The 23,590-nt window shown below is 64.8% G+C and carries 22 protein-coding genes and 2 tRNA genes; 9 read left to right on the top strand and 15 right to left on the bottom strand.

Annotated features, from left to right (window positions below; translation table 11 throughout):
- Positions 1-162: 162 nt before the first annotated feature.
- Complete coding sequence (locus ACX80A_RS12330) at positions 163-1,056, top strand: amidohydrolase family protein (protein ID WP_459260031.1); 894 nt, start codon at positions 163-165, stop codon at positions 1,054-1,056.
- Positions 1,053-1,640 carry a cysteine dioxygenase gene (locus tag ACX80A_RS12325; protein ID WP_459260030.1) on the top strand — a complete coding sequence of 196 codons (588 nt, stop codon included), beginning with the start codon at positions 1,053-1,055 and terminating at the stop codon, positions 1,638-1,640. Before ACX80A_RS12330 ends, ACX80A_RS12325 begins: the two co-directional genes overlap by 4 nt.
- 10 nt (positions 1,641-1,650) lie before the next feature.
- Here the strand turns inward: ACX80A_RS12325 and ACX80A_RS12320 are convergent, their stop codons facing one another.
- Positions 1,651-3,117 carry an aromatic amino acid lyase gene (locus ACX80A_RS12320; RefSeq protein ID WP_459260029.1) on the bottom strand — a complete coding sequence of 489 codons (1,467 nt, stop codon included), beginning with the start codon at positions 3,115-3,117 and terminating at the stop codon, positions 1,651-1,653.
- A gap of 141 nt (positions 3,118-3,258) precedes the next feature.
- Between ACX80A_RS12320 and ACX80A_RS12315 the strand changes: the two genes are divergently transcribed.
- From ACX80A_RS12315 to ACX80A_RS12295, 5 genes are all read left to right on the top strand, one after another.
- Entirely contained in the window at positions 3,259-4,320 is a 1,062-nt protein-coding gene (locus ACX80A_RS12315) for an ABC transporter ATP-binding protein (protein WP_459260028.1), read from the top strand.
- Entirely contained in the window at positions 4,317-4,964 is a 648-nt protein-coding gene (locus ACX80A_RS12310) for an ABC transporter permease (RefSeq protein WP_459260027.1), read from the top strand. The genes ACX80A_RS12315 and ACX80A_RS12310 overlap by 4 nt, the downstream gene beginning before the upstream one ends.
- On the top strand, positions 4,964-5,692 hold the full coding sequence (locus tag ACX80A_RS12305) for an ABC transporter permease (RefSeq protein WP_459260026.1): 729 nt from the start codon (positions 4,964-4,966) through the stop codon (positions 5,690-5,692). Before ACX80A_RS12310 ends, ACX80A_RS12305 begins: the two co-directional genes overlap by 1 nt.
- A gap of 41 nt (positions 5,693-5,733) precedes the next feature.
- The gene (locus ACX80A_RS12300) at positions 5,734-6,669 is read left to right on the top strand and encodes an ABC transporter substrate-binding protein (protein WP_459260025.1); all 936 of its coding nucleotides are present in this window, start codon (positions 5,734-5,736) and stop codon (positions 6,667-6,669) included.
- A gap of 93 nt (positions 6,670-6,762) precedes the next feature.
- The gene (locus tag ACX80A_RS12295) at positions 6,763-7,770 is read left to right on the top strand and encodes a YeiH family protein (RefSeq protein WP_459260024.1); all 1,008 of its coding nucleotides are present in this window, start codon (positions 6,763-6,765) and stop codon (positions 7,768-7,770) included.
- A 209-nt stretch (positions 7,771-7,979) separates the two neighbouring features.
- On the opposite strand, the gene ACX80A_RS12290 is transcribed toward ACX80A_RS12295, so the two are convergent.
- The 6 genes from ACX80A_RS12290 to leuC form a co-directional block, all read right to left on the bottom strand.
- A complete protein-coding gene (locus tag ACX80A_RS12290; RefSeq protein WP_459260023.1) occupies positions 7,980-9,143 on the bottom strand; it encodes a D-alanine--D-alanine ligase family protein in 1,164 nt (387 codons plus the stop codon).
- 2 nt (positions 9,144-9,145) lie between these two features.
- On the bottom strand, positions 9,146-10,171 hold the full coding sequence (locus tag ACX80A_RS12285) for an NAD(P)H-dependent glycerol-3-phosphate dehydrogenase (protein ID WP_459260022.1): 1,026 nt from the start codon (positions 10,169-10,171) through the stop codon (positions 9,146-9,148).
- On the bottom strand, positions 10,168-10,926 hold the full coding sequence (locus ACX80A_RS12280) for a lysophospholipid acyltransferase family protein (RefSeq protein WP_459260021.1): 759 nt from the start codon (positions 10,924-10,926) through the stop codon (positions 10,168-10,170). Before ACX80A_RS12280 ends, ACX80A_RS12285 begins: the two co-directional genes overlap by 4 nt.
- Positions 10,927-10,944: 18 nt before the next feature.
- Positions 10,945-12,297, bottom strand: coding sequence for a UDP-N-acetylglucosamine 1-carboxyvinyltransferase (gene murA, locus ACX80A_RS12275; protein WP_459260019.1), 1,353 nt, complete (start codon positions 12,295-12,297; stop codon positions 10,945-10,947).
- Positions 12,298-12,491: 194 nt separating this feature from the next.
- On the bottom strand, positions 12,492-13,091 hold the full coding sequence (gene leuD / locus ACX80A_RS12270) for a 3-isopropylmalate dehydratase small subunit (RefSeq protein ID WP_459260018.1): 600 nt from the start codon (positions 13,089-13,091) through the stop codon (positions 12,492-12,494).
- Between the two features lie 9 nt (positions 13,092-13,100).
- Positions 13,101-14,573: a 3-isopropylmalate dehydratase large subunit gene (gene leuC, locus ACX80A_RS12265; RefSeq protein WP_459260017.1), complete on the bottom strand. Its 1,473-nt coding sequence runs from the start codon at positions 14,571-14,573 to the stop codon at positions 13,101-13,103.
- Positions 14,574-14,665: 92 nt separating this feature from the next.
- On the opposite strand from leuC, the gene ACX80A_RS12260 reads away from it, so the two are divergent.
- Entirely contained in the window at positions 14,666-15,385 is a 720-nt protein-coding gene (locus ACX80A_RS12260; RefSeq protein WP_459260016.1) for an IclR family transcriptional regulator, read from the top strand.
- A 100-nt stretch (positions 15,386-15,485) separates the two neighbouring features.
- On the top strand, positions 15,486-16,016 hold the full coding sequence (locus ACX80A_RS12255) for a DUF1697 domain-containing protein (RefSeq protein WP_459260015.1): 531 nt from the start codon (positions 15,486-15,488) through the stop codon (positions 16,014-16,016).
- A gap of 176 nt (positions 16,017-16,192) precedes the next feature.
- Here ACX80A_RS12255 and ACX80A_RS12250 read toward each other — a convergent pair whose 3' ends face one another.
- The 8 genes from ACX80A_RS12250 to ACX80A_RS12215 all read right to left on the bottom strand — a co-directional run bounded on the left by ACX80A_RS12250 (position 16,193) and on the right by ACX80A_RS12215 (position 23,402).
- Entirely contained in the window at positions 16,193-17,836 is a 1,644-nt protein-coding gene (locus tag ACX80A_RS12250; RefSeq protein WP_459260014.1) for a GTPase, read from the bottom strand.
- Positions 17,833-19,620, bottom strand: coding sequence for a dynamin family protein (locus ACX80A_RS12245; RefSeq protein ID WP_459260013.1), 1,788 nt, complete (start codon positions 19,618-19,620; stop codon positions 17,833-17,835). Before ACX80A_RS12245 ends, ACX80A_RS12250 begins: the two co-directional genes overlap by 4 nt.
- 82 nt (positions 19,621-19,702) lie before the next feature.
- Positions 19,703-19,775 (bottom strand) — tRNA-Glu (locus ACX80A_RS12240).
- A gap of 87 nt (positions 19,776-19,862) precedes the next feature.
- Positions 19,863-19,934: transfer RNA gene (locus ACX80A_RS12235), tRNA-Gln, on the bottom strand.
- A gap of 70 nt (positions 19,935-20,004) precedes the next feature.
- The gene (locus ACX80A_RS12230; RefSeq protein ID WP_459260012.1) at positions 20,005-20,724 is read right to left on the bottom strand and encodes an HAD family hydrolase; all 720 of its coding nucleotides are present in this window, start codon (positions 20,722-20,724) and stop codon (positions 20,005-20,007) included.
- Positions 20,725-20,726: 2 nt separating this feature from the next.
- Complete coding sequence (gltX, locus tag ACX80A_RS12225; RefSeq protein WP_459260011.1) at positions 20,727-22,232, bottom strand: glutamate--tRNA ligase; 1,506 nt, start codon at positions 22,230-22,232, stop codon at positions 20,727-20,729.
- A gap of 97 nt (positions 22,233-22,329) precedes the next feature.
- Entirely contained in the window at positions 22,330-22,602 is a 273-nt protein-coding gene (locus ACX80A_RS12220; protein WP_459260010.1) for a hypothetical protein, read from the bottom strand.
- A 26-nt stretch (positions 22,603-22,628) separates the two neighbouring features.
- The gene (locus tag ACX80A_RS12215) at positions 22,629-23,402 is read right to left on the bottom strand and encodes a fumarylacetoacetate hydrolase family protein (RefSeq protein ID WP_459260009.1); all 774 of its coding nucleotides are present in this window, start codon (positions 23,400-23,402) and stop codon (positions 22,629-22,631) included.
- Positions 23,403-23,590: the final 188 nt, after the last annotated feature.

Raw genomic sequence — 23,590 nt, 5'->3', positions numbered from 1 at the left:
TCGGCGGAAGGAGTTCGGTGGAAGCTGCCCGGGCGTAACAGGCCTCACCGATCGGTTGACAAAACCGCCTGTGAACCGGTTCAATTAGTTGAGTGAACCGGTTCACTTCGAAGCTTGCTTCACGCTCTCCCGTCATCCGGCCGTCATCCCCGAAAGGACACTATGCGCACCGACTGCCACCAGCACCTGTGGCCGGCGGCGTTGCTCAATGCCCTCCGCGACCGCACCGACACTCCACGTCTCGATGGCTGGGAACTGCTGATCGACGGAGAGGCACCCTACGCCGTCGACCCCCTGGCCCACGACCTTGAGGCCCGCCGCACCCGTGAGACGCGCGAGGGCAAGGACCAGGTGCTCGTCTCCCTCTCCAGCCCCCTGGGTATTGAGCAGCTGCCGTATGAGGAATCGCGTGAACTGATCGAGGTTTGGCACCGATCGGCGGTCGAGCTCGGCGACCCCTTCCTGGTCTGGGCGGCGACGCCGGTAAGCAGCTTCGATCTCGACGGGCTGGCCCGCATCCTCGAGCACGGGCGGGTGGTGGGTTTGCAACTGCCCGCCACTGCATTGAGTGACCCCGACGCGATCCGCCGGATGCGGCCGGTCCTTGATGTGGTGCAGGCGTCAGATAAGCCGTTGCTGATTCACCCGGGGCCTGCGCCGGTGACCTCCGGAACGCCGTCGTGGTGGCCTGCACTGGTGCCCTACGTGGCCCAACTGCACGCGTCGTGGCTGGCATGGCACGCAGTGGGCCGGGCCCAGCACCCCCGGTTGCGCGTAGCGTTCGTCGCCCTGGCGGGGCTCGCACCGCTGCATCATGAGCGGCTCGCCGCGCGTGGCGGCACGTTTGGCGCCGTCGACCCGCTGGTCTATTACGAGACGTCCTCCTACGACACCCGGGCCATTGACGCGACCATCCGGGTGGTGGGAGTCGACCCGATCATCCACGGCTCCGACCGGCCGTATGCCGAACCACGCGATCCGGGCCTCGGGCACGCCTTCACCCATGCACTTTTTTCCGCCAATCCTCAACATCTTTTGAAAGGAACTCCACGATGACCACCACACCGTTCAAGGGCGCAGCCCTCACCGAGTCAGATGTTCCTGCCCTGCCCGGGCGAACCCTAAGCCGGAACGAGCTGCAGGACTGGGTCACCAGCCTCGCGGCCCGCCCCGAACTGTGGGAACACCACATCAACCACGAGGGTGGCGAACGCCACTACGCCTCCGTGTACCGGGACTCCAACATCGACGTCTGGTTGCTGTGCTGGAACACCCAGGACGACACGGGCTGGCATGATCACGACATTTCGTCGGGCGCGGTCGTCGTCACCCAGGGCGCCGTCACCGAAGCCAGCCCGCGGATGAACGGCGAACCGGTGCGCCGCGTGGTCGAGGCGGGCCGCTCGTTTTCCTTCGGGCCCGACCACGTGCACCGGATGGGCGGCAAGGTGGACGGTTCGGTCTCCATCCACGCGTACTCCCCGCCACTGTGGCGCATGGGGCAGTATGCGATTGGGCGCAATGGAGTGATCCGGCGGATGTCGGTGAGCTACGCCGACGAATTGCGGCCGATGGATGACGAGAGCGTCATTGAGAGGTACAAGGCGCTGCAGTCCGTCACCGATGAGCTGGGTCGGTAGTGTTTTAACGTTAGAACTGGGCGAGGCCGGGGAGCAGGTCTAGCGCCCGCTCCAGGTCCTCCCCCAGCGGCCTGTCGTTCTGGTCTGGGTCCAGCCCTGCCGCGAGGTAGTCGAATGCAGCCCGCGCCGGGGCTGTCCCGAGACGCTGCGGCGCCATCCGCAAGGCCCTCACCGCCGCTACAGCTTCGAGTGCGACGACGACCGGAGCTTCAGCGGCCAGGTGGCGCAGCAACCGGGCTCCCTGGGTGGCAAACCCGGCATGCTCCTCAAGGCCCAGGGAAACGCTGATGCCGGGGCCGTTGACCGGAGTCGCATCGGTGCGCAGGATCGACAGCACATCCTGGGCCACGTACTCGGCAATCATCAAGCCCGAACTTCCCGCCGGTCCCGCGGCTAGAAAGGACGGCAGGCCGCTCAGTTCGGGGCGGAAGAGGTGCGATAGCCTTGCCGCCGAAAGGGAAATTACCGGATAGACGGCGTTTCTTGTTGCGTCCAAGGCCGTGGAAAGCATGGCCAGGTGGAATTGTCCGTGGTGAAAGAGTCCCTCCTGGGTCAGCAACGGGTTTTCAGCAGCACCGTTGAGTTCCGCTTCGATGATGGACCTTAGCCGCTGCAGAGCGTCGAGCGCCGGGGCGTGCACCTGCGGCAAGGCCCTGAGGGCAAAGGGATCCTGCAACCGGGCCGGAGCGGCCGGCGTGTCTGGTCCGGTCAGCCGTCGCATGTCCGCCGCGACCGCGGCCTGGTGCGGGTGGACTCTGGCCCGATGAACTGCCTCAGCATACGGTTCCGGTGAGCTTTCGAGTGCCAGCATGGTCAGGGATGCCACCACCAGAGCGCTTTTCAGGAGGCGTTCCATTGCGACGGTGCCCTGGGTTGCCGTAGCCAGGGTGAGGGCACTGGAACTCATGAAGGGGAGCGAGTCGGTGTCCTCGAAATGTACTGGGGGGATTCCCCCGAGGTGCCAGGGGCGATCGCCGCTCAGGGTCAGGGCGAGTTCGGCCATCGCCGCCAGGTCGCCGGTCCCGAGCCCGCCGAGACTGTGAATGGTAGCAACCGATCCGTTGTCGAGGGCTTCCAGCAACCCCTTCACAACTCCGCTGCTGATTCCCGAGCCGCCCGCCAGGAACTGGTTGAGTCGCACGGCCATGGTAGCGCGGACGGTGCTCTCCTCGTCCACCCTGCCAGCCCCCGCGCAGTGGCTCAGCAACAGGCGCCGAGCGTGGGCTGCCCGCCGTTCGGCCGGTGATTCACCCGGGTCAACATTCATGGCCCGATTGGCGCCGACCCCGGTATTGGCCCCGTACACCCGGCCCGATGCCCTGGCCTGCACGAGCTGCGTATGAGCCCCCTCCAAGGCGAGGAACGCGCCGTCGGGAACCTCCACCCGGGAGGTACCCGATGAAATAGTAATAAGATCGTCAAGTGTCAGCGAGGCGCCGTCCAGCACCACCCGGTTGATGTTGTCCTCGGAAGTCATGGCGCACCGTTGTCCTTTACATGTTGATTAGGTAAGTCATCTCACAGTTTGGATTGACTGTCTATTCATTCGCTGGAACTATGAATCAACTTATTCACTGCCGCTTATTGGGGCTGGTGCCAAGGAACCTGGAGAACCACCGTGATTACGTTCGACAAGGTAAGCAAGACGTTTCCGGATGGCACCCTGGCCGTCGATAACCTGAACTTCGAATTGCCCACCGGGAAGATCACCGTGTTTGTGGGCCCCTCGGGCTGCGGCAAGACCACTTCGCTTCGCATGATCAACCGCATGATCGAGCCCACCGGCGGCCGGATCCTCATTGACGGGCAGGACGTCACCTCGCAGGATGCGGCCCTGCTGCGCCGATCCATCGGATATGTCATCCAGCACGCGGGACTGTTCCCCCACCGCACGGTGATTGAAAACGTCATGACCGTGCCTCATCTGATTGGCACCGACAAGAAGAAGTCGCGGGATTCGGCGATGGAGCTGCTGCTCCGGGTCGGACTCACCGAGAGCATGGCCAACAAGTACCCGGTCCAACTCTCGGGTGGCCAGGCGCAGCGCGTCGGTGTGGCCCGGGCGCTTGCCGCCGATCCGCCGGTCATGCTGATGGACGAACCGTTCAGCGCCGTCGACCCGATTGTGCGCGCCGGTCTGCAGACCGAGTTCCTTCGCCTCCAGGGCGAACTGGGGAAGACAATTGCGTTCGTGACGCACGACATTGACGAGGCCATCAAGCTCGGCGACATGGTGGCCGTGTTCAGGGAAGGCGGGCATCTGGCCCAGTACGCCTCACCACAGGAACTGCTCGAGAACCCTGCCAACGCCTTCGTGGCCGACTTCGTGGGCCGGGACCGCGGGTTCCGTAGCCTATCGTTCGACTCCTCCGAGATGCTGGTGCTGGAGCCGGTGGAGTCGGTGTCCTCGGGGAACGAGGTGCTGGTGCTCGACGGCGCTGGGCGCCCGCTCGGGTGGTCCGGGTCGGGCCTGGCCGATGAGCGCTCGCCCCTTCCCGTCGCTGGTACGTTTACCGCTACCGATTCCCTCCGGGTGGTGACAGACCTGGCCATCAGCTCCCCGGTGGGCATCGCCGTCCGGGTTAATGCCTCAGGCGCGGCCGACGGCGTCATCAGGCATCCAAGCCTGGTGCGACAGCTGGACGAGCGACGCCGTCAGCGTGCGGGGACCACCTCATGATCGACTACATCGCGAACAACTCGGAGCTGATCTGGATTGCGTTTCGGGAACATTTGTATCTGGCACTGATCCCGGTGATCCTGGGAATTATCGTTTCGCTGCCGTTGGGGTATCTCGCCGTCCGCTACAAAAAGCTCTACTACCCGCTGGTCAACCTGAGTGGCATCCTCTATTCGATCCCCTCCCTGGCCCTGTTCCTGCTCATTCCGGCAGTGATTGGAACTCCCGTCCTGTCGCCGCTAAATATCATCATTGCCCTGACCATCTATACGGTGGCGCTGCTGGTCCGCGTGGTGGCCGACGGTCTGAACTCGGTGGACCCGACTGTCACCCAGGCAGCAACAGCGATGGGTTACCGGCGCGTCAAACGCCTGGTCAGTGTTGAACTTCCCATTGCCCTGCCGGTGATGCTGGCCGGACTCAGGGTGGCGACAGTTGCCAACGTCAGCATCGTCAGCGTTGGCGCGCTGATCGGGGTGGGCGGACTCGGTGCGCTGTTCTTGCGGGGTCTGCAGCTCGACTATCTTGCACCGATCTTTGTGGGGATCATCCTGTCAGTGCTACTGGCGGCGGTCTGCGACACCATCATTGTGCTGATCCAGCGGCGCCTGACTCCGTGGACACGAGTGGGAGGACGGGCCTAATGGACTATTTCGAATTTCTCCTTGACCCCGAAAACTGGGAGCTGGGCCGGAGAGGCACCATCCCCTCGTTGATCGTTGACCACTTGTTCTACACGTTTCTGACTCTGGTCATCGGTGCGCTGATTGCCATCCCCGTTGGGCTGTATATCGGCCATACCGGAAAGTTCGCCTTCGTTGCCATCAACGCCGGTAACGCCGGACGGTCGCTGCCCACCCTGGGTTTGATCATCTTGTTGGTAACTCTCATCGGCTTCGGACTGGTACCGGTGATTACAGCGCTGGTAATCCTGGCCATCCCGCCGATTCTCACCTCCACCTATGCCGGTCTGCGCGCCCTTGACCCCGCCTCGGTGGATGCGGCGAAGGGCATGGGGATGCGACCGCTACAGATCATGTTCAGGGTGGAGATTCCTATGGCGCTGCCCCTCATCATGAGCGGTCTGCGCAGCGCTACCCTGCAGGTGGTCTCCACCGCAACCGTCTGCGCCTATGTCGGTCTGGGCGGACTGGGCCGGCTACTGATCGAAGGCATCGCGTTGAACCAGTACGACCGGGTGTTGGCGGGCGCCGTCGTCGTAGCACTCCTGGCCATCATTCTTGACCTGGGTGCGGCGGCGCTTCAACGGCTGGTGGTGTCTCCTGGCGTGTCCGGGCGCGCGCTGACCCGCACGTCGAACCAGCCCTCGGGACGCGCCGCGCGCGTGAGTGCGGATGTTCCGGCGTCCTGATGCCCGATAAGCTGTAAGGACCAGACCGAAAGGCACGACCCATGATAAAAAAACGCTCACCCAAACTGCTGAGTAGTGTTGCACTCCTCGGAGTAGCTGCCCTCGCCCTTTCCGGCTGTGGCGGAGATCCGCTGGAATCCGATACCGGTGGGGAGTCGGTTGACGCCGAGACCATTGCGATTGGCTCGGCCAACTTCCCTGAGAGTGAACTGCTCGCTGAGATGTACGCCCAGGTCCTCGAAGCCGAGGGCATCGAAGTTGAACGTAGCTTCAACATCGGTGCACGCGACCTGTACCTGGCAGCGCTTGAAGATGGTTCGATCGACTTGCTGCCCGAGTACAACGGCGCACTGTATTCCTCGCTCGTTGAGGGTGGAGCGCCGGAGGGCGTCACCGGTCCCGACGAAGTTTATGACGCGATGGTTGAGGTGCTGCCCGAAGGCATCGTCGCACTTGAGCAGTCAGAGGCCGAGGACAAGGACACCCTTGCCGTCCTGCCCGAAACAGCCGAGGAGTTTGGCCTGGAGACCATGGATGACCTCACGGATATCGCTGGTGATCTTACGCTCGCCGCTGGCCCTGAGTTCTCCGAGCGTTTCCAGGGCTTGATAGGCCTCGAAGAGGTGTACGGCATCACCTTCGGTGAGTTCCGACCCCTCGATCCCGGTGGTCCGCTGACCCGCGAGGCCCTGCTGAGCGGCGAAGTGGATGTGGCCAACATCTTCAGCACCGATTCGACGATCGAAACCGAGTCGCTGGTCGTCCTCGAGGACACCCAGAACCTGTTCCTTTCGGAGAACATTGTGCCCATCGTTCGCGAAGCCAAGGTCACCGACGCCGTGACCGAGTCGCTCAACGCGGTCTCCGCCGCACTGACCACCGAGAACCTCACCGAGTACCTTGCACGGGTCCAGGTGGACAAGGAATCGAGCGCGACTGTCGCGACGGCCTTCCTCGAAGAGTACGACCTCCTATAGGTAGCTTGCTGCCCATTCCGGCGGGCTTCGTCGTCGGGATGGGCAGCACTCCCCCGTCTGGCCTTCCCTCCCGAGCGCCCTGAAAGTAATCCAGTGACCACACAGCGCTCGGCCGCTCTCCTCGGCTTGCTCCCCGGAGTACTCGTCATGGCTGCCGCCGTGGCCCTTTCCCTCTTCATCGCCAGCCTTCAAAGTTTCATCGGTGCGCTCGTTGTGGCCCTGGCCCTGGGGCTCCTGGTGCGCAACACGGGGATGTTCCACCCGCGGATCCGGCCCGGTATCCAACGGGCTACCAAAAGGTTTCTGCGGCTGGGCGTCGTCGTCCTGGGCCTGCAACTTTCACTTCCCGAGATTATGAGCCTTGGCTTTCCGGTGCTCGCGTTGATTATCGCCTCGGTCTTCATCAGTTTCCTTTTCACCCGATACATCGGTGAGCGGCTCGGGCTGAGCCGGGCCGCCGCCACGCTGATGGCTGCAGGGTTTTCCATCTGCGGGGCGTCGGCGATCGCCGGGATGCAGAGCATCGTCAACGCCGACGACGACGAAGTGGCCAGCGCCATCGCCATGGTGACTCTCTATGGGTCCGCGGTCATTCTGGGCTTGCCGCTGATCGGCAGTTTCCTGGGGTTGTCCCCCGAGACGTTTGGCATCTGGTCCGGACTCGCCGTGCACGAGGTGGCCCAGGTGGTGGCAACAGCCAGCACCGCCGGGGCGGTAGCGCTTGCCGTCGCGACCGTGGTGAAACTCGGCCGTGTGGTGCTGTTGGCGCCGGTTGCTGCGTTCGTCTCGATCGGTATCCGCCGCGCCGAGGGTAGCCGGCCGAGCGTTCCCGGGCGGGTGGCGCCGATAGTGCCACTGTTCGTGGTGGGGTTCCTGGCCCTGGTGCTGCTGCGGTCCACTGGCGTGGTGCCCGAGCCAGTGTTGGAGCTCGCCTCATTGACTGCGACCCTGCTGCTCGCCGCGGCGATGTTTGGCCTCGGCACCGGGATCGACATTCCCCATCTGGCCCGCACCGGTGGCAAAAACCTGGCGTTGGGCGGCATTTCCACTATTTTCCTTGGCGGGATCACGCTCGCGGGGGCGGTTCTGGTCTCCGCCTAGCTGCGTTTCGGTTCCGGCTTTGCCTGGATCGGTGGGCAAACTGGACATCGGAGGCCGACATTTCCGCCCCGCTCGTCGAGGTTGACCCCGCCAGTCCAGACTGCTCACCGGAACGACGTCGTCGTCCGCGCCTGACCCGCCAAACGCGGCGGGCGCCGTCGTCGTCGTGCTGCATCACCGCAACCGGATCGGGCGACCCCATAAGCGGGCTAGCGGAGGCCGGTCTTTCGGCTCAGGGCCATGGTGATCAGCTCGTCGATCAGCTCCGTGTAGGTGAGGCCCGATTTGGCCCACATCTGCGGATACATGCTGATCGGCGTGAAGCCAGGCATGGTGTTGATCTCGTTGATGATCAGGTCACCGTCGGAAGTGTAAAAGAAGTCGACCCGGGACAGGCCCTCGGCGCCCACTGCGTCGAACGCGGCCGCGGCCAGGGCCCGGACCCTTTCGCTGGCGGCGGGGGGCAGATCCGCGGGACAGCTCAGTTCGGCGGCGGCGCCGTCGACGTATTTGGCCTCGAAGTCGTACCAGTCGTGTTCCCCCGGCTGGACAGCGATCTCGCCGGGCAGGGAGGTACGGGGTTCGTTGGTGCCGCGGCCCTGCAGCACCGCTACCTCGATCTCCCGACCGATAATGCCAGCCTCAACCAGCACCTTCGGATCGAACGCCCTGGCGGTTTCGATGGCGGCCGCGAGATCTGATTCCGTGGAGACCCGCGTGATCCCCATCGAAGACCCAGCGCGGGCGGGCTTGACGAAGGACGGAAATCCCAGGGCAGCGGCGCGCTCGAGGCACCCGTCAGGATCCGTGACCCACTGGCGGTCGGTGATGACCTCGTACGGCCCGACCGTCAGTCCGGCGGCGGCGAAAACCACCTTCATGTAGTGCTTGTCCATCCCGACCGCGGACGCCAACACGCCGGCGCCCACATACCTGATGTCGGCCATTTCCAGCAGACCCTGCAGGGTGCCATCCTCGCCAAATGGGCCATGGAGAAGGGGGACGACGACGTCGATCCCGCCCAGGCTGCGCGGCATCTGATCTGCTGCGGTGACCATCAGCTCGGTGGAAGCGAAATCCGCGCCGGACGCGGCGGCGGCCAGCACCAGTGACTCGTCAGACGCGGTGACCTCCGGAAGGGTCGCTGACCGCAGCGACCATTGAGAGGGGTCACCCGACACCTGGACCCACTGACCGTTCTTGGCGATCCCGACCGGAATCACCTCGTACTTATCGCGATCGATCGCTTCCAGGACCCCTGCCGCCGTGATGCAACTGACGGCGTGTTCGCTGGAACGTCCACCAAAGAGCACCAGCACCCGCGGCCGCCGTGTCGAATCGGGACCGGTGGAATCAGGAAAAACAGCAGTCACAGTCAGCCTTCAGATTTCAGATCGCGGGCCAGTAAACGCGGCCCCAGGTCATGGACGGAGACGGTGCCCTGAAGCACCGCCACCACGTTCTCGGTAATGGGCATATCCACACCCAGCTGGCCGGCCAGGTCCAGGACAGCCTGGGCTGACTTGATCCCCTCGGCAGTCTGGTTCATGGTCTCGGTGACTTCGTCGAGGGTCAGCCCCTGGCCCAGCAGCCGGCCCGCCGTGTGGTTCCGCGACAGGGCAGAAGAGCAGGTGGCGATCAGGTCGCCCATCCCCGCAAGTCCGGCCATGGTTTCCGCTTCGCCACCCAGCGCGACAGCAAGCCGGGTGGTCTCGGCCAGTCCGCGGGTGATAACGGACGCCTTGGTATTGTCTCCCATCTGCTTGCCTTCGCAGATTCCGACGGCGAGGGCGATCACGTTCTTGACGATCCCCCCAATCTCCACACCCACCACATCAGGGTTGGTGTAGGGCCTGAAATACCTCGCGGTGCAGGCTGCGGCGATCCACGCCGCGACCTCCTCATCCGGGCAGGCCACCACAGAGGCGGTGGGTTCCTGCCGCGCGATCTCCAAAGCCAGGTTAGGCCCCGAGACGACTGCGATCCGGTTGGCTGGGATGCCCAGTTCCGCGGCAATGACCTGGCTCATCCGGGCATCCGATCCGACTTCAAGCCCCTTCATCAGCGACACCACGACGGCGTCGTCGCGCAGCAGATGCTTCCACTGCTGAAGTTGTGGACGCAGCGATTGCGCGGGGACGGCAACGGCGACCAGCTCGGCGCCGTCGAGCACCTCGGCGATGTCGGTGAAGCACGTAATGTTCTCCGGAAGCGCTGTGTCGGCGAGGTACCTGCTGTTGCGACGGGAGGTGTTGATTTCCAACGCCACGTCGTCACGGCGTGCCCACAACCTCACCTGGGTGCCGTGGGCGGTCCCTGCGTCGGCGAGGATCTTGGCGAACGTGGTCCCCCAGCTCCCGGCGCCGAGGACGGCGACCACTGCTGGCGGCGTACGCGTCACGGATTCTCCTCGGGCGTTCTCTCGAAATCCCTGCCGGTGCTCTTCTGGTGTTTATCGGCGGGGTTCCAGCGTTCGGCGGGCGGTGCTTCCTGCCGGAGTTCGGCGACCAACGCCGTCAACGCGTCGAGAATCCGCTCGGTACCAGTGTCCAGCAGCGTCTTGGTGATGGGCTGCCCGATGAGGTCCGAGAAATCCACCGGGTCGCCGACCATGACCCGCGACGTCTTCCGGGGGAAGAGATAAAACCGTTTGGCGTAGCGGGGGAAGACTTCGTGCGCTCCCCAATGGGCAATCGGCACCACCGGAGCGCCGGTCTGGAGGGCCAGTCGCGCGGCACCGGTCCGTCCCTTCATGGGCCACAGGTCGGGATCCCGGGTGAGCGTGCCCTCCGGGTACACCACGATCCCACCGCCGGCGCTGATGGCTTCACGCGCTGCCTCCAGCGACCGGTTAGCACCAGCGGCGGTTCGATCAACGGGCACCTGACCGGTAGCGCGAAGGATCCACCCCATAACAGGCACCTTGAACAGGGATGCCTTGGCAAGGAAGTGCGGGGTGACCTTTTGGTTATAGAGGAAATGGCTGATCACCACCGGATCGATCTCGGTGATGTGGTTGGGGCACACAATGAACCCGGTGTCCCGCGGCAGTTTCTCCGTCCCCGACCATTTTTTGGCCATCAAAGCGTTCATGATGGGACGGACGGTGACAGATAGCACGGCAAATGTGGCGCGGGATCTCCTGGATTCATTCATGAATGAGTACCGCCGTGCCTAGCGGCCGTCCTCCACCGGTGCCGCAGCGGTGTCGGAGGTGATATCGAAGTCGGCGCCGAGGCCTTCGAGCTTGTCCTGGAACCGCTCGTAACCGCGGTTGATCAGTTCGATGCCGGTTACCCGTGAGGTACCCTTCGCCGCCAGGGCCGCGATGAGGTGGCTGAAACCGCCGCGCAGGTCGGGGATGTCGATGTCCGCGCCATGCAACTGCGCCGGGCCGGAAATGACCGCCGAATGGAGGAAGTTCCGCTGCCCGAACCGGCAAGGAACGCTCCCCAGGCATTCCCGGTGCACCTGGATGTTGGCGCCCATGCGGATTAGCGCGTCAGTGAAGCCGAAGCGGTTCTCGTAGACGGTTTCGTGGACTATTGACACGCCCTCGGCCTGCGTCAGGGCGACGACGAGAGGCTGCTGCCAGTCGGTCATAAAGCCAGGATGCACATCGGTTTCAAGGACCAGCGGAGACAGCTTGCCGCCCGGGTGGTAGAAGCGGATGCCGTCGTCGTCGACGTCAAACGCGCCGCCAATCTTGCGGTAGGTGTTCAGGAAAGCGGTCAGATCCAGCTGCCGCGCGCCCTCGACATAGATATCACCCTGGGTGACCAATGCCGCCGACGCCCAGGACGCCGTCTCGTTGCGGTCCGAGATGGCCTTGTGGTTAAAGCCGGTCAGCTCCTTGACGCCCTCGATGCGGATGGTGCGGTCGGTCTGTACCGTGATGATCGCGCCCATTTTTTGCAGGACGGCAATCAGGTCCATGATCTCAGGTTCGACGGCGGCACCCTTGAGTTCGGTGATCCCCTCAGCGCGGGTGGCGGTCAGCAATACCTGCTCTGTGGCACCGACGCTCGGGTACGGCAGTTCAAGCTTCGCGCCGTGTAGGCCCTTGGGCGCAGAGATGGAGATTCCACCGGGGCGCTTGTCCACTACCGCACCGAAGTTACGCAGCACCTGCATGTGATAGTCGATCGGGCGGTCCCCGATTTTGCAACCGCCGAGGTCCGGGATAAAGGCTTCACCGATGCTGTGCATCAAGGGGCCGCAGAAGAGGATGGGAATCCGTGAGTCACCGGCGTGGGCGTCGATGTCCTTGGACTGGGCCATCTTCGCGCCCTTGGGGTCCATGCTCAGGTCACCTGTGACGGGGTCCTTGGTGACCTCAACGCCGTGGAGCTTCAGGAGGCTGGTGACCACCTCGACGTCCTTGATTTCAGGGACATTCCGCAGTACAGAGGGAGCATTACCCAGCAGGGTGGCCACCATCGCCTTGGGCACCAAGTTTTTGGCTCCACGAACGGAGACCTTGCCGGCCAGAGGGACTCCACCACGAATGGTCAGCACGCTTCCCATGAACACCTAATTCCTTCGATTTGCACACACAGAGATTGCCCCCAAAGCAGCAATTGCCTCCCGCTAAGCATAGGAGCATGTCCAACCAGACTGAAATAGGCTCCCCGGGGGTACTACCGAGAACTCCCAGGTGCCGCTATTCATTCCCCGCCGTTCCGCGGCAAGCGCCCCCGCCGCCGACCCGCTGGCAATGCTCAGGAGCGAACCGGGAGGGTCTTTGGCTTCCAGGCCGGACGGGAGCCCTCGTACTGGGTGATCGATTCCTCGTGGGTGAGGGTCAGCCCGATATCGTCGAGGCCCTCCAGCAGCCGCCACCGGGTGTAATCGTCGATCTGGAAGGGCGCCGTGACGCTGCCGCACACCACAGTGCGCTCCTGCAGGTCAACGGTCACCTCAGTACCGGGGTGATTCTCGAGGACCTTCCAGATCAGTTCGATGTCGTCCTGGCCCACCTGCGCTGCGACCAGTCCCTGCTTGCCGGAGTTGCCGCGGAAAATGTCGGCGAACCGGGACGCCAGCACCGCCTTGAACCCGTAGTCCTTCAGCGCCCACACAGCATGTTCGCGGGAGGATCCGGTGCCAAAATCGGGGCCCGCCACCAGGACGGAGCCGGCGCTGAACGGCGACTGGTTCAGAATGAAGTTCGGGTCCTTCCGCCATTCGGCGAACAGGGCATCCTCGAAGCCGGTCCTGGTGATGCGCTTCAGGTACACCGCCGGGATGATCTGGTCGGTGTCGATGTTGCTTTGGCGCAGGGGCACTCCGATACCGGTGTGCGTGATGATCTTCTCCATGGGGCTCTCCTAAGCGGCGTTCGAAGCGGAGGGGACGACGTCGTCGTGCTGGCCGGTGGGCGGCAGGGGCTCGAGGTCCGACGGCGAGCTGAGGGTCCCGCGCACCGCCGTCGCGGCGGCAACCACCGGGGAAACGAGGTGGGTGCGACCACCCTTGCCCTGCCGGCCCTCAAAGTTGCGGTTCGACGTCGAGGCGCAGCGCTCCCCCGGCGCCAATTGGTCAGGATTCATGCCCAGACACATCGAACAGCCAGCGAAACGCCACTCGGCGCCGAAGTCCTTGAAAACCTGGTCCAGACCCTCGGCCTCGGCCTCGAGCCGCACCCGAGCCGAACCGGGAACCACCATCATGCGGATCGCCGGGTCCTTGACCCGGCCGCGGATGATGTCGGCGGCGATCCGTAGATCCTCGATGCGGCTGTTGGTGCACGAGCCAAGGAAGACCGTATCCACGCGAATGTCCTTCATGGGCGTCCCGGCATCTAGGGCCATGTACTCAAGCGCGCGTTCGCAGGCGGCCTTGTCATTCTCGTCGGCGAAATTGTCGGGGGACGGCACGGCCTGCGACAGGGAGACACCCTGGCCCGGGTTAGTGCCCCAGGTCACAAACGGCTCCAGTTCGTTGGCGTCAAGGAAGACCTCGGCGTCAAACACGGCGTCGTCGTCGGTGCGCAGCGTCATCCAATTCTCGACGGCGGCATCCCAGTCCTCGCCCTGAGGCGCGTGCGGCTTGTCCTTCAGATACTCGAAGGTAATCTTGTCCGGCGCCACCATGCCGGCACGGGCGCCAGCCTCGATGGACATGTTGCAGATGGTCATGCGGGCTTCCATCGACAGCGCCCGGATGGCCGAGCCGCGATATTCCAGCACGTAGCCCTGGCCACCGCCGGTACCGATCTTGGCGATCACGGCCAAGATGATGTCCTTGGAAGTCACTCCGGGTTTCAGAGTGCCCTCAACAGTGATGGCCATGGTCTTGAAGGGCTTGAGCGAGAGGGTCTGGGTGGCCATCACATGCTCCACCTCGGAGGTCCCGATACCAAGCGCGAGAGCACCGAAAGCGCCGTGGGTTGAGGTGTGCGAGTCGCCGCAGACGACCGTCAGGCCAGGCTGGGTAAGGCCAAGCTGCGGGCCGATGATATGAACGATGCCCTGCTCGGCGTCGCCCAGCGAGTGCAGTCGGACACCGAATTCCTTGCAGTTGGCGCGGAGGGTTTCAATCTGGGTGCGGCTGGTGAGGTCAGCGATCGGCTTGTCGATGTCCCAGGTGGGAGTGTTGTGATCCTCCGTGGCGATGGTGAGATCGGGACGACGCAACGGACGACCGGCGAGCCGCAGCCCCTCGAAGGCCTGCGGCGACGTCACCTCATGAACCAGATGGAGGTCGATGTAAAGCAGATCCGGCTGGGATTCGGCACCCTGAACCTCGCCTTTGCGCACAACGTGCGCGTCCCAGACTTTCTCTGCGAGCGTGTTGCCCATGACCGGTTCCCTTCGGTGCTGTTCCACTGACGTCTAAAATTGACACATCCCAGACAGTTGCATCTCAAATGCTGAGACGGCAATATCATCTTATGGACAATTCTAGCGGTGTAGGTGTGATAGACAAAGCGGCGACAGTGCTCGACGCGTTGGAGGCTGGCCCCACCACGCTGGCACAGCTGGTTGCAGCCACCGGTCTGGCTCGACCCACGGTGCACCGGCTGGCTCAGGCGCTGGTCCACCACCGACTGGTCAGCCGCGACATTCAGGGACGCTTTGTGCTGGGCAGCCGGCTCGTCGAGCTGGCGGCCGCAGCCGGCGAGGACCGGTTGATCGCCTCGGCGTCGCCGGTGCTGCTGCACCTGCGGGACGCGACGGGTGAGAGCGCCCAGCTCTTCCGCCGGCAAGGCGAGTGGCGTGTTTGCGTGGCGTCGGCCGAACGCCCGATCGGGCTCCGCGACACCATTCCGGTGGGCACCCAGCTGTCCATGAAGGCTGGCTCCGCGGCCCAGTGCCTGCTCGCGTGGGAGGACCACGACCGGCTCCTCCAGGGCCTGCAGGACGCCCGGTTCACCCCGACGGTGCTGGCCGGAGTACGACGGCGGGGCTGGGCTCAGAGCCTCGGCGAACGGGAGGCGGGAGTAGCCTCGGTTTCCGCGCCGGTGAGGGGGCCATCGGGGCGGGTGATTGCTGCAGTGTCGATCTCCGGACCCATGGAGCGGCTCACCCGGCAGCCCGGACGCATCCACGCTGAGGTGGTGCTCAACGCCGCGCTCCAGCTGACCCACGCGGTCGGAAAATCCGCCGACTGACCGTCGAGGCCCGGCTCTCTTACACCCGGTGCCCGGGTAGGGTGTGGCTATGAATCCTAGTGTTGCATGAGTGCCGGAGCGGCATGAGAGTCGGTGGCGCATGACCCACTTTGCTGTCTTCCTGCGCGGGGTCAACGTTGGCGGGATAAACCTCAAGATGGCTGAGTTGCGTGCGGCCGTTCAGACCCTCAACGTCAGCAACGTGAAGACCCTACTGGCATCCGGCAATCTCACCTGCTCGACTGATCTACCGTCGTCGGAGCTCAAGGACTCGGTTGAGGCACTGTTGCGGTCGACCTTTGGCTACGACGCGTGGGTGGTGGTCCTCGAGGCGGGTCGGCTCCGCGAACTGGTGGAATCCTGTCCGCTTCCCGCCGACGATCCTGATACCCACAGCTACATCACCCTCTGCTCGGATCCGGACGCGCTCGCCGATCTGGTTCAGGCCGCGAAGGGTCTGGACTCCGGACTCATCGTGCTCGGACCGGAAGCCGCCGCCTGGCCGGCACCCCGCGGCGGAACCCTTGAGTCCCCACTGAGCAAGCTGACGGCCAAGCAGCGGTTCAAGAACTCGACCACGACCAGAAACCTGCGGACCCTGCACAAGGTCCTCGCGGCTTTCAGCAGCTAATTGGGTGTCTGAACCACGACGCGCCGCCCCGACAAGCTAGCGGCCGGTTGGTTCGCCGTCGGGAGTGCCCTTTCGGTGAGCAACTCCGACAGGCCGGGTCGACCTAGACCTCCGGGAGGGAAACGGTGCCCACCGATGTCCGTCTCCCCTATCCGCTAACCGCTAACCTCTAACCTCTAACCGCGGCCGCGTGCCGCCGACACTGCCTTACGGAATCCGTTGTACCTGGTGATTTCGGCCTCCACCGGCGTCACCACGTCCCGCACGGCAACCTCAGTTACCGCGGTGTGGAGCCGCCGTCGTGCCCGGCGACCACGCGACGCTGCCGAGAATCTCGCGGCGACCGAGGACAGCACCGCCAGTGCGACCCCCAGCACGGCTCCCCCAATGGCCAGCAACGTGGGCAGCGGGAACCCCTCGACCAGCGGCGTTTCGGGGACAGGGAGCTGGGCGAAACCCAGCGCGGCCAGCACGCCGAGCCATGCCAGCCCGGCGACTGCTGCGGCGAAAAGCACCCACTGCAGCACTCCAATCACCGGCCACCACCACGACCGCCTCCCCCACCGCAGGTCGGTCCGTGCGATGGCCTGATCCAGCCCGTCTGCTAACGACTCGCCCGTCCCGTGGGCAGCTGAACGGATCTGCTCCCGCCAGGGCCCGGTGACCGATTCGGCAGCGGCGTCAGCATATTCGCGAAGCGCACCGTCCATCGCGGCACGCTGGGCGGGACCCGGCGTCGGCAGCGAGGTACGACTGACTGCGGCGTCAACCTCGGAGCGGCGCAGGTTCAGGCGGCGCAGCGGATCGCGGCGGAGCTTTCCAAGCCAGCGGGTCACGGGCCAGCCGGTGGCGGCATGGGCATCCCGACGATAGGACCCGACCACTGCGTCGACCACCGTTTCGGTGCCGACCGCCCCGGCGAGGCGATCCACGAGCCGCGACCGGGCGGCCTTGGATGGCAGAGTGGCGTCGGTGGGTCCTGCGTGCCCGGCCAGTTGGGTGGCCACTGCTGTGACGTCGGCGGTGAGCCGCGCGGTTGCGGCCTGGCGGCGTTTCACCGTCAGCCCGATCTCCTTCACCAGGTTGTCCAGCCCGGCTCCCGTCGCGGCGGAGACCGGGTGAACTGCCACGGAGCCGAGCCCCTCGGCGGCGAGAATGCCCCGCAGCGACGCCGTCACCTGGTCTGCCTCGTCCCCGACCAGGCGGTCGGTCTGGTTGAGCGCCACGACTGTGACAGCCCCGTGGGTGGACATGCCCCTGAGGAATCCGTGATGGAGTGCCGCGTCGGCATACTTCTGCGGATCTACCACCCAGAGCAGGACGTCGACCTGCCCGGCCAGGCGCTCCACCACCTCGCGGTGACTGGCGGCGGTGGAGTCGAAGTCGGGGAGGTCCAGCAGGATCAACCCGCCGCCGCCGTCGGCTGATGACCGTCCGCCGAAGGCCAGCTGCGAGTCGCCGGGCAGTTCGTGGCGCTGGGCTACCTGCAACCAGTCGAGCAGCGGCCCGCTGCCGTCGGTCTTCCAGAGTACGGCGAGCGGCTCGGAGGTGGTCGGGCGGCGGGCCGCAACCCGCGCGACGTCCGTTCCGGTCAGTGCGTTCAGCAGCGAGGATTTGCCGCTACCGGTGGGGCCGAAAATGCCGACGACCGTGTGGGCGGCTGACAGCGACCGGCGGGTGGTGGCTCGGTCCAGCACGTCGTAGGCGGCTTGCAGGTCCCGTTCCGGGAGTCGCCCGGCGGCAAGTTCGCGGGCCGTGTCCAGCGCTTCGAGCTGGTTTTGCACTGCCGATTCGGCGTGTTTGCCCTTGTGCCGGCTCACTGGTTCCTCCCGTCGCCGTCGTCGTTCATGACAACCTCGGTGGGGGGAGCCGACCTGTGTGATTCGAGCTGCCGGGCGTAGGAGCGGAGCATCTCGGCTGGGAGCTGTCGGCCAACCGGCTCCAGCAGCACCTGGTACCGCTGCTGTTCGGCGCGGAGCAACGACTCGCACCGGCGCTGCAGATTTTCCCGCGCCGTTTTGGCCAGGCGCCGTACCGCGTCCTCGCCGAACACAGCTTCCAGCAGCTTCTGCCCGACGACGGCCGACCCTCCGGCGACGCCGATCTCCAGTCCGGTCAGCCCGGCGGTAGATGCGAACACTACGACCATGAGGGCCACCGCGACGCCATTCACACCGAAGGAGAGCATCCTGGCGGTGAACCGTTTGTCGGCGCCCTCCGCACTGACCAGGTCCAGCAGGTCTTTTTGCCAAGCCCGGATCTCCCGCGCGGCATCGGCGGAGAAGTCGCCGCGTGGGGGCAGCCCTGTGAGCAGGTCCCGGCCCGCATCGCCGTCCCGCCAGGCATGCTCGGTTTTCTCCGCCGCCCGCGCAGCCTGTTCAACGATGACGGCGTGGAGCCCGGTTTCGATGGCGGTCTCGACGGTGACGGCCCGCGTGGGCCGGCCGTTGAAGAACGAGCCGATAGCATCCCTGGCCCTGCCAACCCTCGATTCGAGCCCCCTCATGAACTCGCCAGTTCCGACGAAATCCTGCCACCGGGCCAGTACCTCCCCGCGGAGCAGCGTTCCGTCCCTGGTGGATTCGTGGATTCCCCTGAGGGCGTCGTCGTACGCTCGGGTCGCCGCGGCCTGTAGTCGCAGGTATTCAGCGTGCTGGTTGTCCTGGGCGTCGGCTGCCGCGTGAACCCGGCCCGCGACCGCGCGGACAGCACCGTAAAGGGTGCGGCGGGCAATTTCCTGACGCCCTGACGCGTCGGCGGCCAGCGCCTGCAACCACCGGCGGATCGGGTCTGCTGCATCTGCCGGAAGCATGCCCTGCGAATCCAACGGCAACTCGGGGACGATGAAGATTGGTGCATGGCCCAGGTCAGCGGCGGCGAGCAGCGTGTGCAGGTCGCTGCGGACCTCTTCCTCAACCCCGGCGGGAACCCGGTCCAGAACCACAGCGAGCAGAATGTCCCGGGCGGCGGCGTCGGCCAACAGCGTCCAGGGCACCGCGTCGGCATAACGGTTGGCAGTGGTGACGAAGACCCAAAGGTCAGCGGCGGCGAGGAGTTGCCCGGAGAGCCGCCGGTTTTCGTCGGCGATGGAGTCAAGGTCAGGGGCGTCCAGCAGCGCGAGCCCCCGCGGAATCATGGCGTCGGGGCGCAGCAGGAGGGTACCAGCGCCCGTGGATCCGGTGTCGGCACGCTGTTCTGGCGCCGGCTCGGCGACGCCGGCGTCGCCAGCACGGACCCGGCTCAGCGTGGGAAGGATACGTTGGTCGGAGAACCAGTGGCCGTCGGCCGGGTGATGCAACAAGACCGGTTGACGCGTTGTGGGTCGGATGGCGCCCGAACGGGTGACGGGGTGCCCAACAACGGCATTGACCAAGGTCGACTTCCCGGCCCCGGTGGATCCGCCGACGACGGCGAGCAGGGGTGCGTCGAGGCTGAGCAGCCGGGGGACAACGTAGTCCTCAAGCTGGGCTGCAGCGGCCGCCGCGTTGAGTTGCGCGGCGGCGGACCCATGGACGGCGAGCGGGAAGGACAACCCGCGCAGGGCCTCCCCGGTCTGGCGCAGCGTAGCCAGCAGCGGCTGGGCGGCGGGAAGAGTGTCAGTCACCACCCCATTCTGCCGTACGCACCGCGGTGTCTGCGGTAGGCAAGGAAAACCCCCGGAACCTGAGAGATTCCGGGGGTAATTGTGACCCCAGCGGGATTCGAACCCGCGTTACCGCCGTGAGAGGGCAGCGTACTAGGCCGCTATACGATGGGGCCAGTACTGTGTGCCATTCGGCTTGCGCCAAACGAGCTAGATGATTGTTTCACATCTGATAGATGCGGCCAAATTGTCCACATCTAACGCTGGGGTACCAGGACTCGAACCTAGAATGTTGGTACCAGAAACCAGTGTGTTGCCAATTACACCATACCCCAATGGCCCATACCGGACCGCTCCTTCCAGAGCATCCAGGCCGCGGAAACCGCTCTGCGCCGAGAGATCACTTTACCGGACATGCGGCAGGAACTGCAAAACGTCAAGCAGGGACGTGATCCTGCGGCCAGTAAAGTCGGCTGGTCCGGCAACACGCCGGTCCAGCCATACGCCGACCAGTCCGGCCGTATCGGCACCCTCGGCATCGACAATCCTGTTGTCTCCCACATACAGGGTGTGTTCCGGCGGGGTTCCGAGTTGCCGGGCACCCTCACGGTAGATGGCCGGATCAGGCTTCGCGGCGTCAACGGTGTCAATCCCCACAAGGACGCCGAACCGGGACAGTCCTGAGCGGTCGAGTTTGACACGTTGATAATCGTGAACGTTGTTGCTGACCGCGCCGTAGGGGACGCCCGCCGCGTCCAGCGCGTCGAGGAGCGGGACGACGTCGTCGTAGGGCTCGAAATGCAGCGGCAACGTCGCCTCATAGGCAGTGTTCCAGTGCCGGGCTGCCTCGCCTTCCAGCGGCTCCTCAAGGAAGGCCGCCTGGGCATGCCTGGCACGGTGCAGCCGTTGCTCGGTAAAGGTGAGCTCGCCGGCCAGAAACCGGTCGTATGAGCCCAACGGGTCGTGGACGAACAGCCGCTTGTACTCAAGCCAGTCCGCGTCGCTGAGGTGCGCCAACGCGTCTGCGCCGACGTGATGAAGCGTCCGGCCCATCGCCGTTTCCAGGTCCACCAGGGTGTCGTCGATATCGAACAACACTCCGGCGATCTTCGGGAGGTTGTCCACGCTCAGCCGGCCGTGCGGAACGCGCTGATCCTGGCCAGCGATGAGTCCTTGCCCAGGATCACCATCGACTCAAAGAGCGGCGGGGAGATCCGTTTACCGGAGACAGCGGTCCGGACCGGCCCGAAGGCAAGCCTCGGTTTCATCCCGAGCTCGTCGACCAGTGTCCGCCGAAGGGCAGCCTGGATGTTTTCGGTGGTCCACTCGTCGAGTGGCTGCAGCGCTGCGTGGGCGGCGTCGAGTACCTCGTTCAGGTTGTCCGGGAGGCCCTTGCGGGCGTCGTCGGCTATTTTGAGGCCAGCGTCGTCGGTGAAGAGGAAGCCCAGCATGTCCGGGGCCTCGCCGAGGAGGATGATCCGTTCCTGAATCAGCGGGGCGGCCTCCGCTAGAATCTGGCGGTCACGCTCGCTCAGGGTGTCGCCGAGCAGGCCAGCTCCCTGCAGGTACGGGATGATCCGCTGGCGGAAGTCTTCGGGCTCCAATAGTCGGACGTGGGTACCGTTGATCGCTTCGGCCTTCTTCAGATCAAAGCGGGCGGGGTTAGCCAGGACGTCATGGATGTCGAACTTATCCACGAGGGTATCGACAGTGAAGATGTCCTCATCGGCGGACAGGCTCCAGCCCAGCAGCGACAGGTAGTTCAGCAGACCTTCGGGGATGAACCCCCGCTCCCGGTGGAGGAAGAGGTTGGATTCGGGATCCCGTTTGGAGAGCTTCTTGTTGCCCTGGCCCATGACGTAGGGCAGGTGACCGAACAAGGGCATGTAGCTGGCCACGCCAATGTCGTGGAGTGCGCGGTACAGCGCAATCTGACGCGGCGTGGAGGAGAGAAGGTCCTCGCCCCTGAGCACGTGAGTGATTCCCATCAGGGCGTCGTCCACCGGGTTGACCAGCGTGTAGAGGGGGGCGCCGTTGGCGCGGACCACTGCGAAGTCGGGGATGCTACCGACACGGAAAGTGATCTCGCCGCGCACCAGGTCAGTGAACGTAATGTCGTCGTCGGGCATCCGCAGCCGCAACACGGCGGTACGGCCTTCGCTACGGAAGGCCTCCTGCTGGTCCTCGGTGAGGGCGCGGTCGTGGTTGTCGTAACCGAGCTTCACGTCCCGGCCTGCGGCACGGTGGCGTTCCTCGACTTCCTCGGGGGTGGAATAAGACTCGTACAGGTGGCCGGCCGCCCGCAGTTTCGCGATCACGTCCTGGTACAAGTCGCCGCGCTGTGACTGCCGGTAGGGTGCATGGGGTCCACCCACTTCCACGCCTTCGTCCCAGTCAATGCCTAGCCACTTCAGCGCGTCGAGGAGCTGGGTGTAACTTTCCTCGCTGTCGCGGGCGGCGTCGGTGTCCTCGATCCTGAACACCATGGTGCCCCCGGTGTGCCGGGCATAGGCCCAGTTGAACAGCGCGGTGCGGATCAAGCCGACGTGCGGTGTACCGGTAGGCGAGGGGCAAAACCGGACTCGTACCGGGGTCTGATCGGTGACAAGGGGGATCTCAGCAGCATTAGTCATGATGGTGCTAAGTCTACGGGGCGAGGGCCCCGACCCCGAGCGAAGCGAGGAGTTGGGAGCCCCGGAGACGCTACGGGGCGAGGGCCCCGACTCCGAGCTAACCCGCGGAGTACCACCAGGCCGCGAAGATGAGCACCGCGACTGTCAGTCCGACGGCCACCTGGATGCGGACTGGGGTCTTCGGACGGAAATACCGCAGCGGCAGAACCGCTGCCGCACCAAATCCCAGCGCTGCAAGAGCCGACACCCATACCTGCGGTGCCCCGCTCAGGGAGGCAGCCCGCGCCGAAACCAACGGGATGGCGCAGGCAGCGATGGCAATTAGTCTTCCAAGGCGACGACGTTCAGCGCTCGGATTGCCTTTCCGCACAGGTCCGCGCGGTACCCGCCGCACGGTCAGCGCCGCGCCGGGTTGGACAGGCGTCCGATGCCTTCGATTTCAACCTCGTAGCGTTCGCCTTCACTGATCAGGCCTACTCCGGCTGGGGTGCCGGTCAGGATGAGGTCACCGGGAAGCAGCGTGAAAGCCTGGGATACATAGGACACCAGTTCCCTGACTCCCCAGATCATCTGACTGGTTGAACCGTCCTGCTTCAGCTCGCCGTCGAGCCGACCAAGAACGCGCAGGTTCTCGGTGTCGAGGTCGGTCTCGATCCAGGGGCCGACCGGGCAGGAAGTGTCGAAGCCCTTGGCGCGAGCCCACTGGTTGTCTGTCTTCTGGGCGTCCCTGGCGGTGAGGTCGTTGGCGCAGGTGTAGCCGAAGACGACTTCGTCAACCCGATCAAGCGGCACGTCCTTGCAGATGCGACCGATCACGACGGCGAGCTCGGACTCAAAAGAGATCTCGTCCGAGAACGCTGGGAGCACGATGGGGTCGCCTGGACCGATCACCGAGGTGTTGGGCTTGAAGAACATGAGGGGGGCTGGTGGCACCTCGTTGCCCAGCTCCTTGGCGTGCTCGGCATAGTTGCGACCAATGCCGACAATCTTGCTGCGCGGGATGACCGGAGCCAGGAGCCGGACATCTGCTAGCTGGTGACGTACTCCGGTGAGCTGCACACCCGAGTAGAAGGGATCGCCGGCCATGACCGCGATCTCTTCCTGGCCTTCCTCTCCCTCTACTACTCCGAATGCTGGATCACTGTCAACGACAAACCGGGCTATACGCATGAATCACACGTTACCGTGACCCCTGTCCCGCCTGGGAATCGGCTACGACTAATTCGGCCAGTAAGTGGTCCGGACATGCAGATGGCCGTGAACCTTGTCCCCAGCGGGCAAGTTCACGGCCATCCGTTAAACACCGTTCAGTTCGAGCGGCGATCAATGGCTTCCAGCTTAGTTGGGCCAGTCACCAA

This window comes from Arthrobacter sp. TMN-50 (assembly GCF_054511125.1).
Note: the sequence above shows the minus strand (reverse complement) of the source record. Positions and strands in the feature narration are given on the sequence as shown.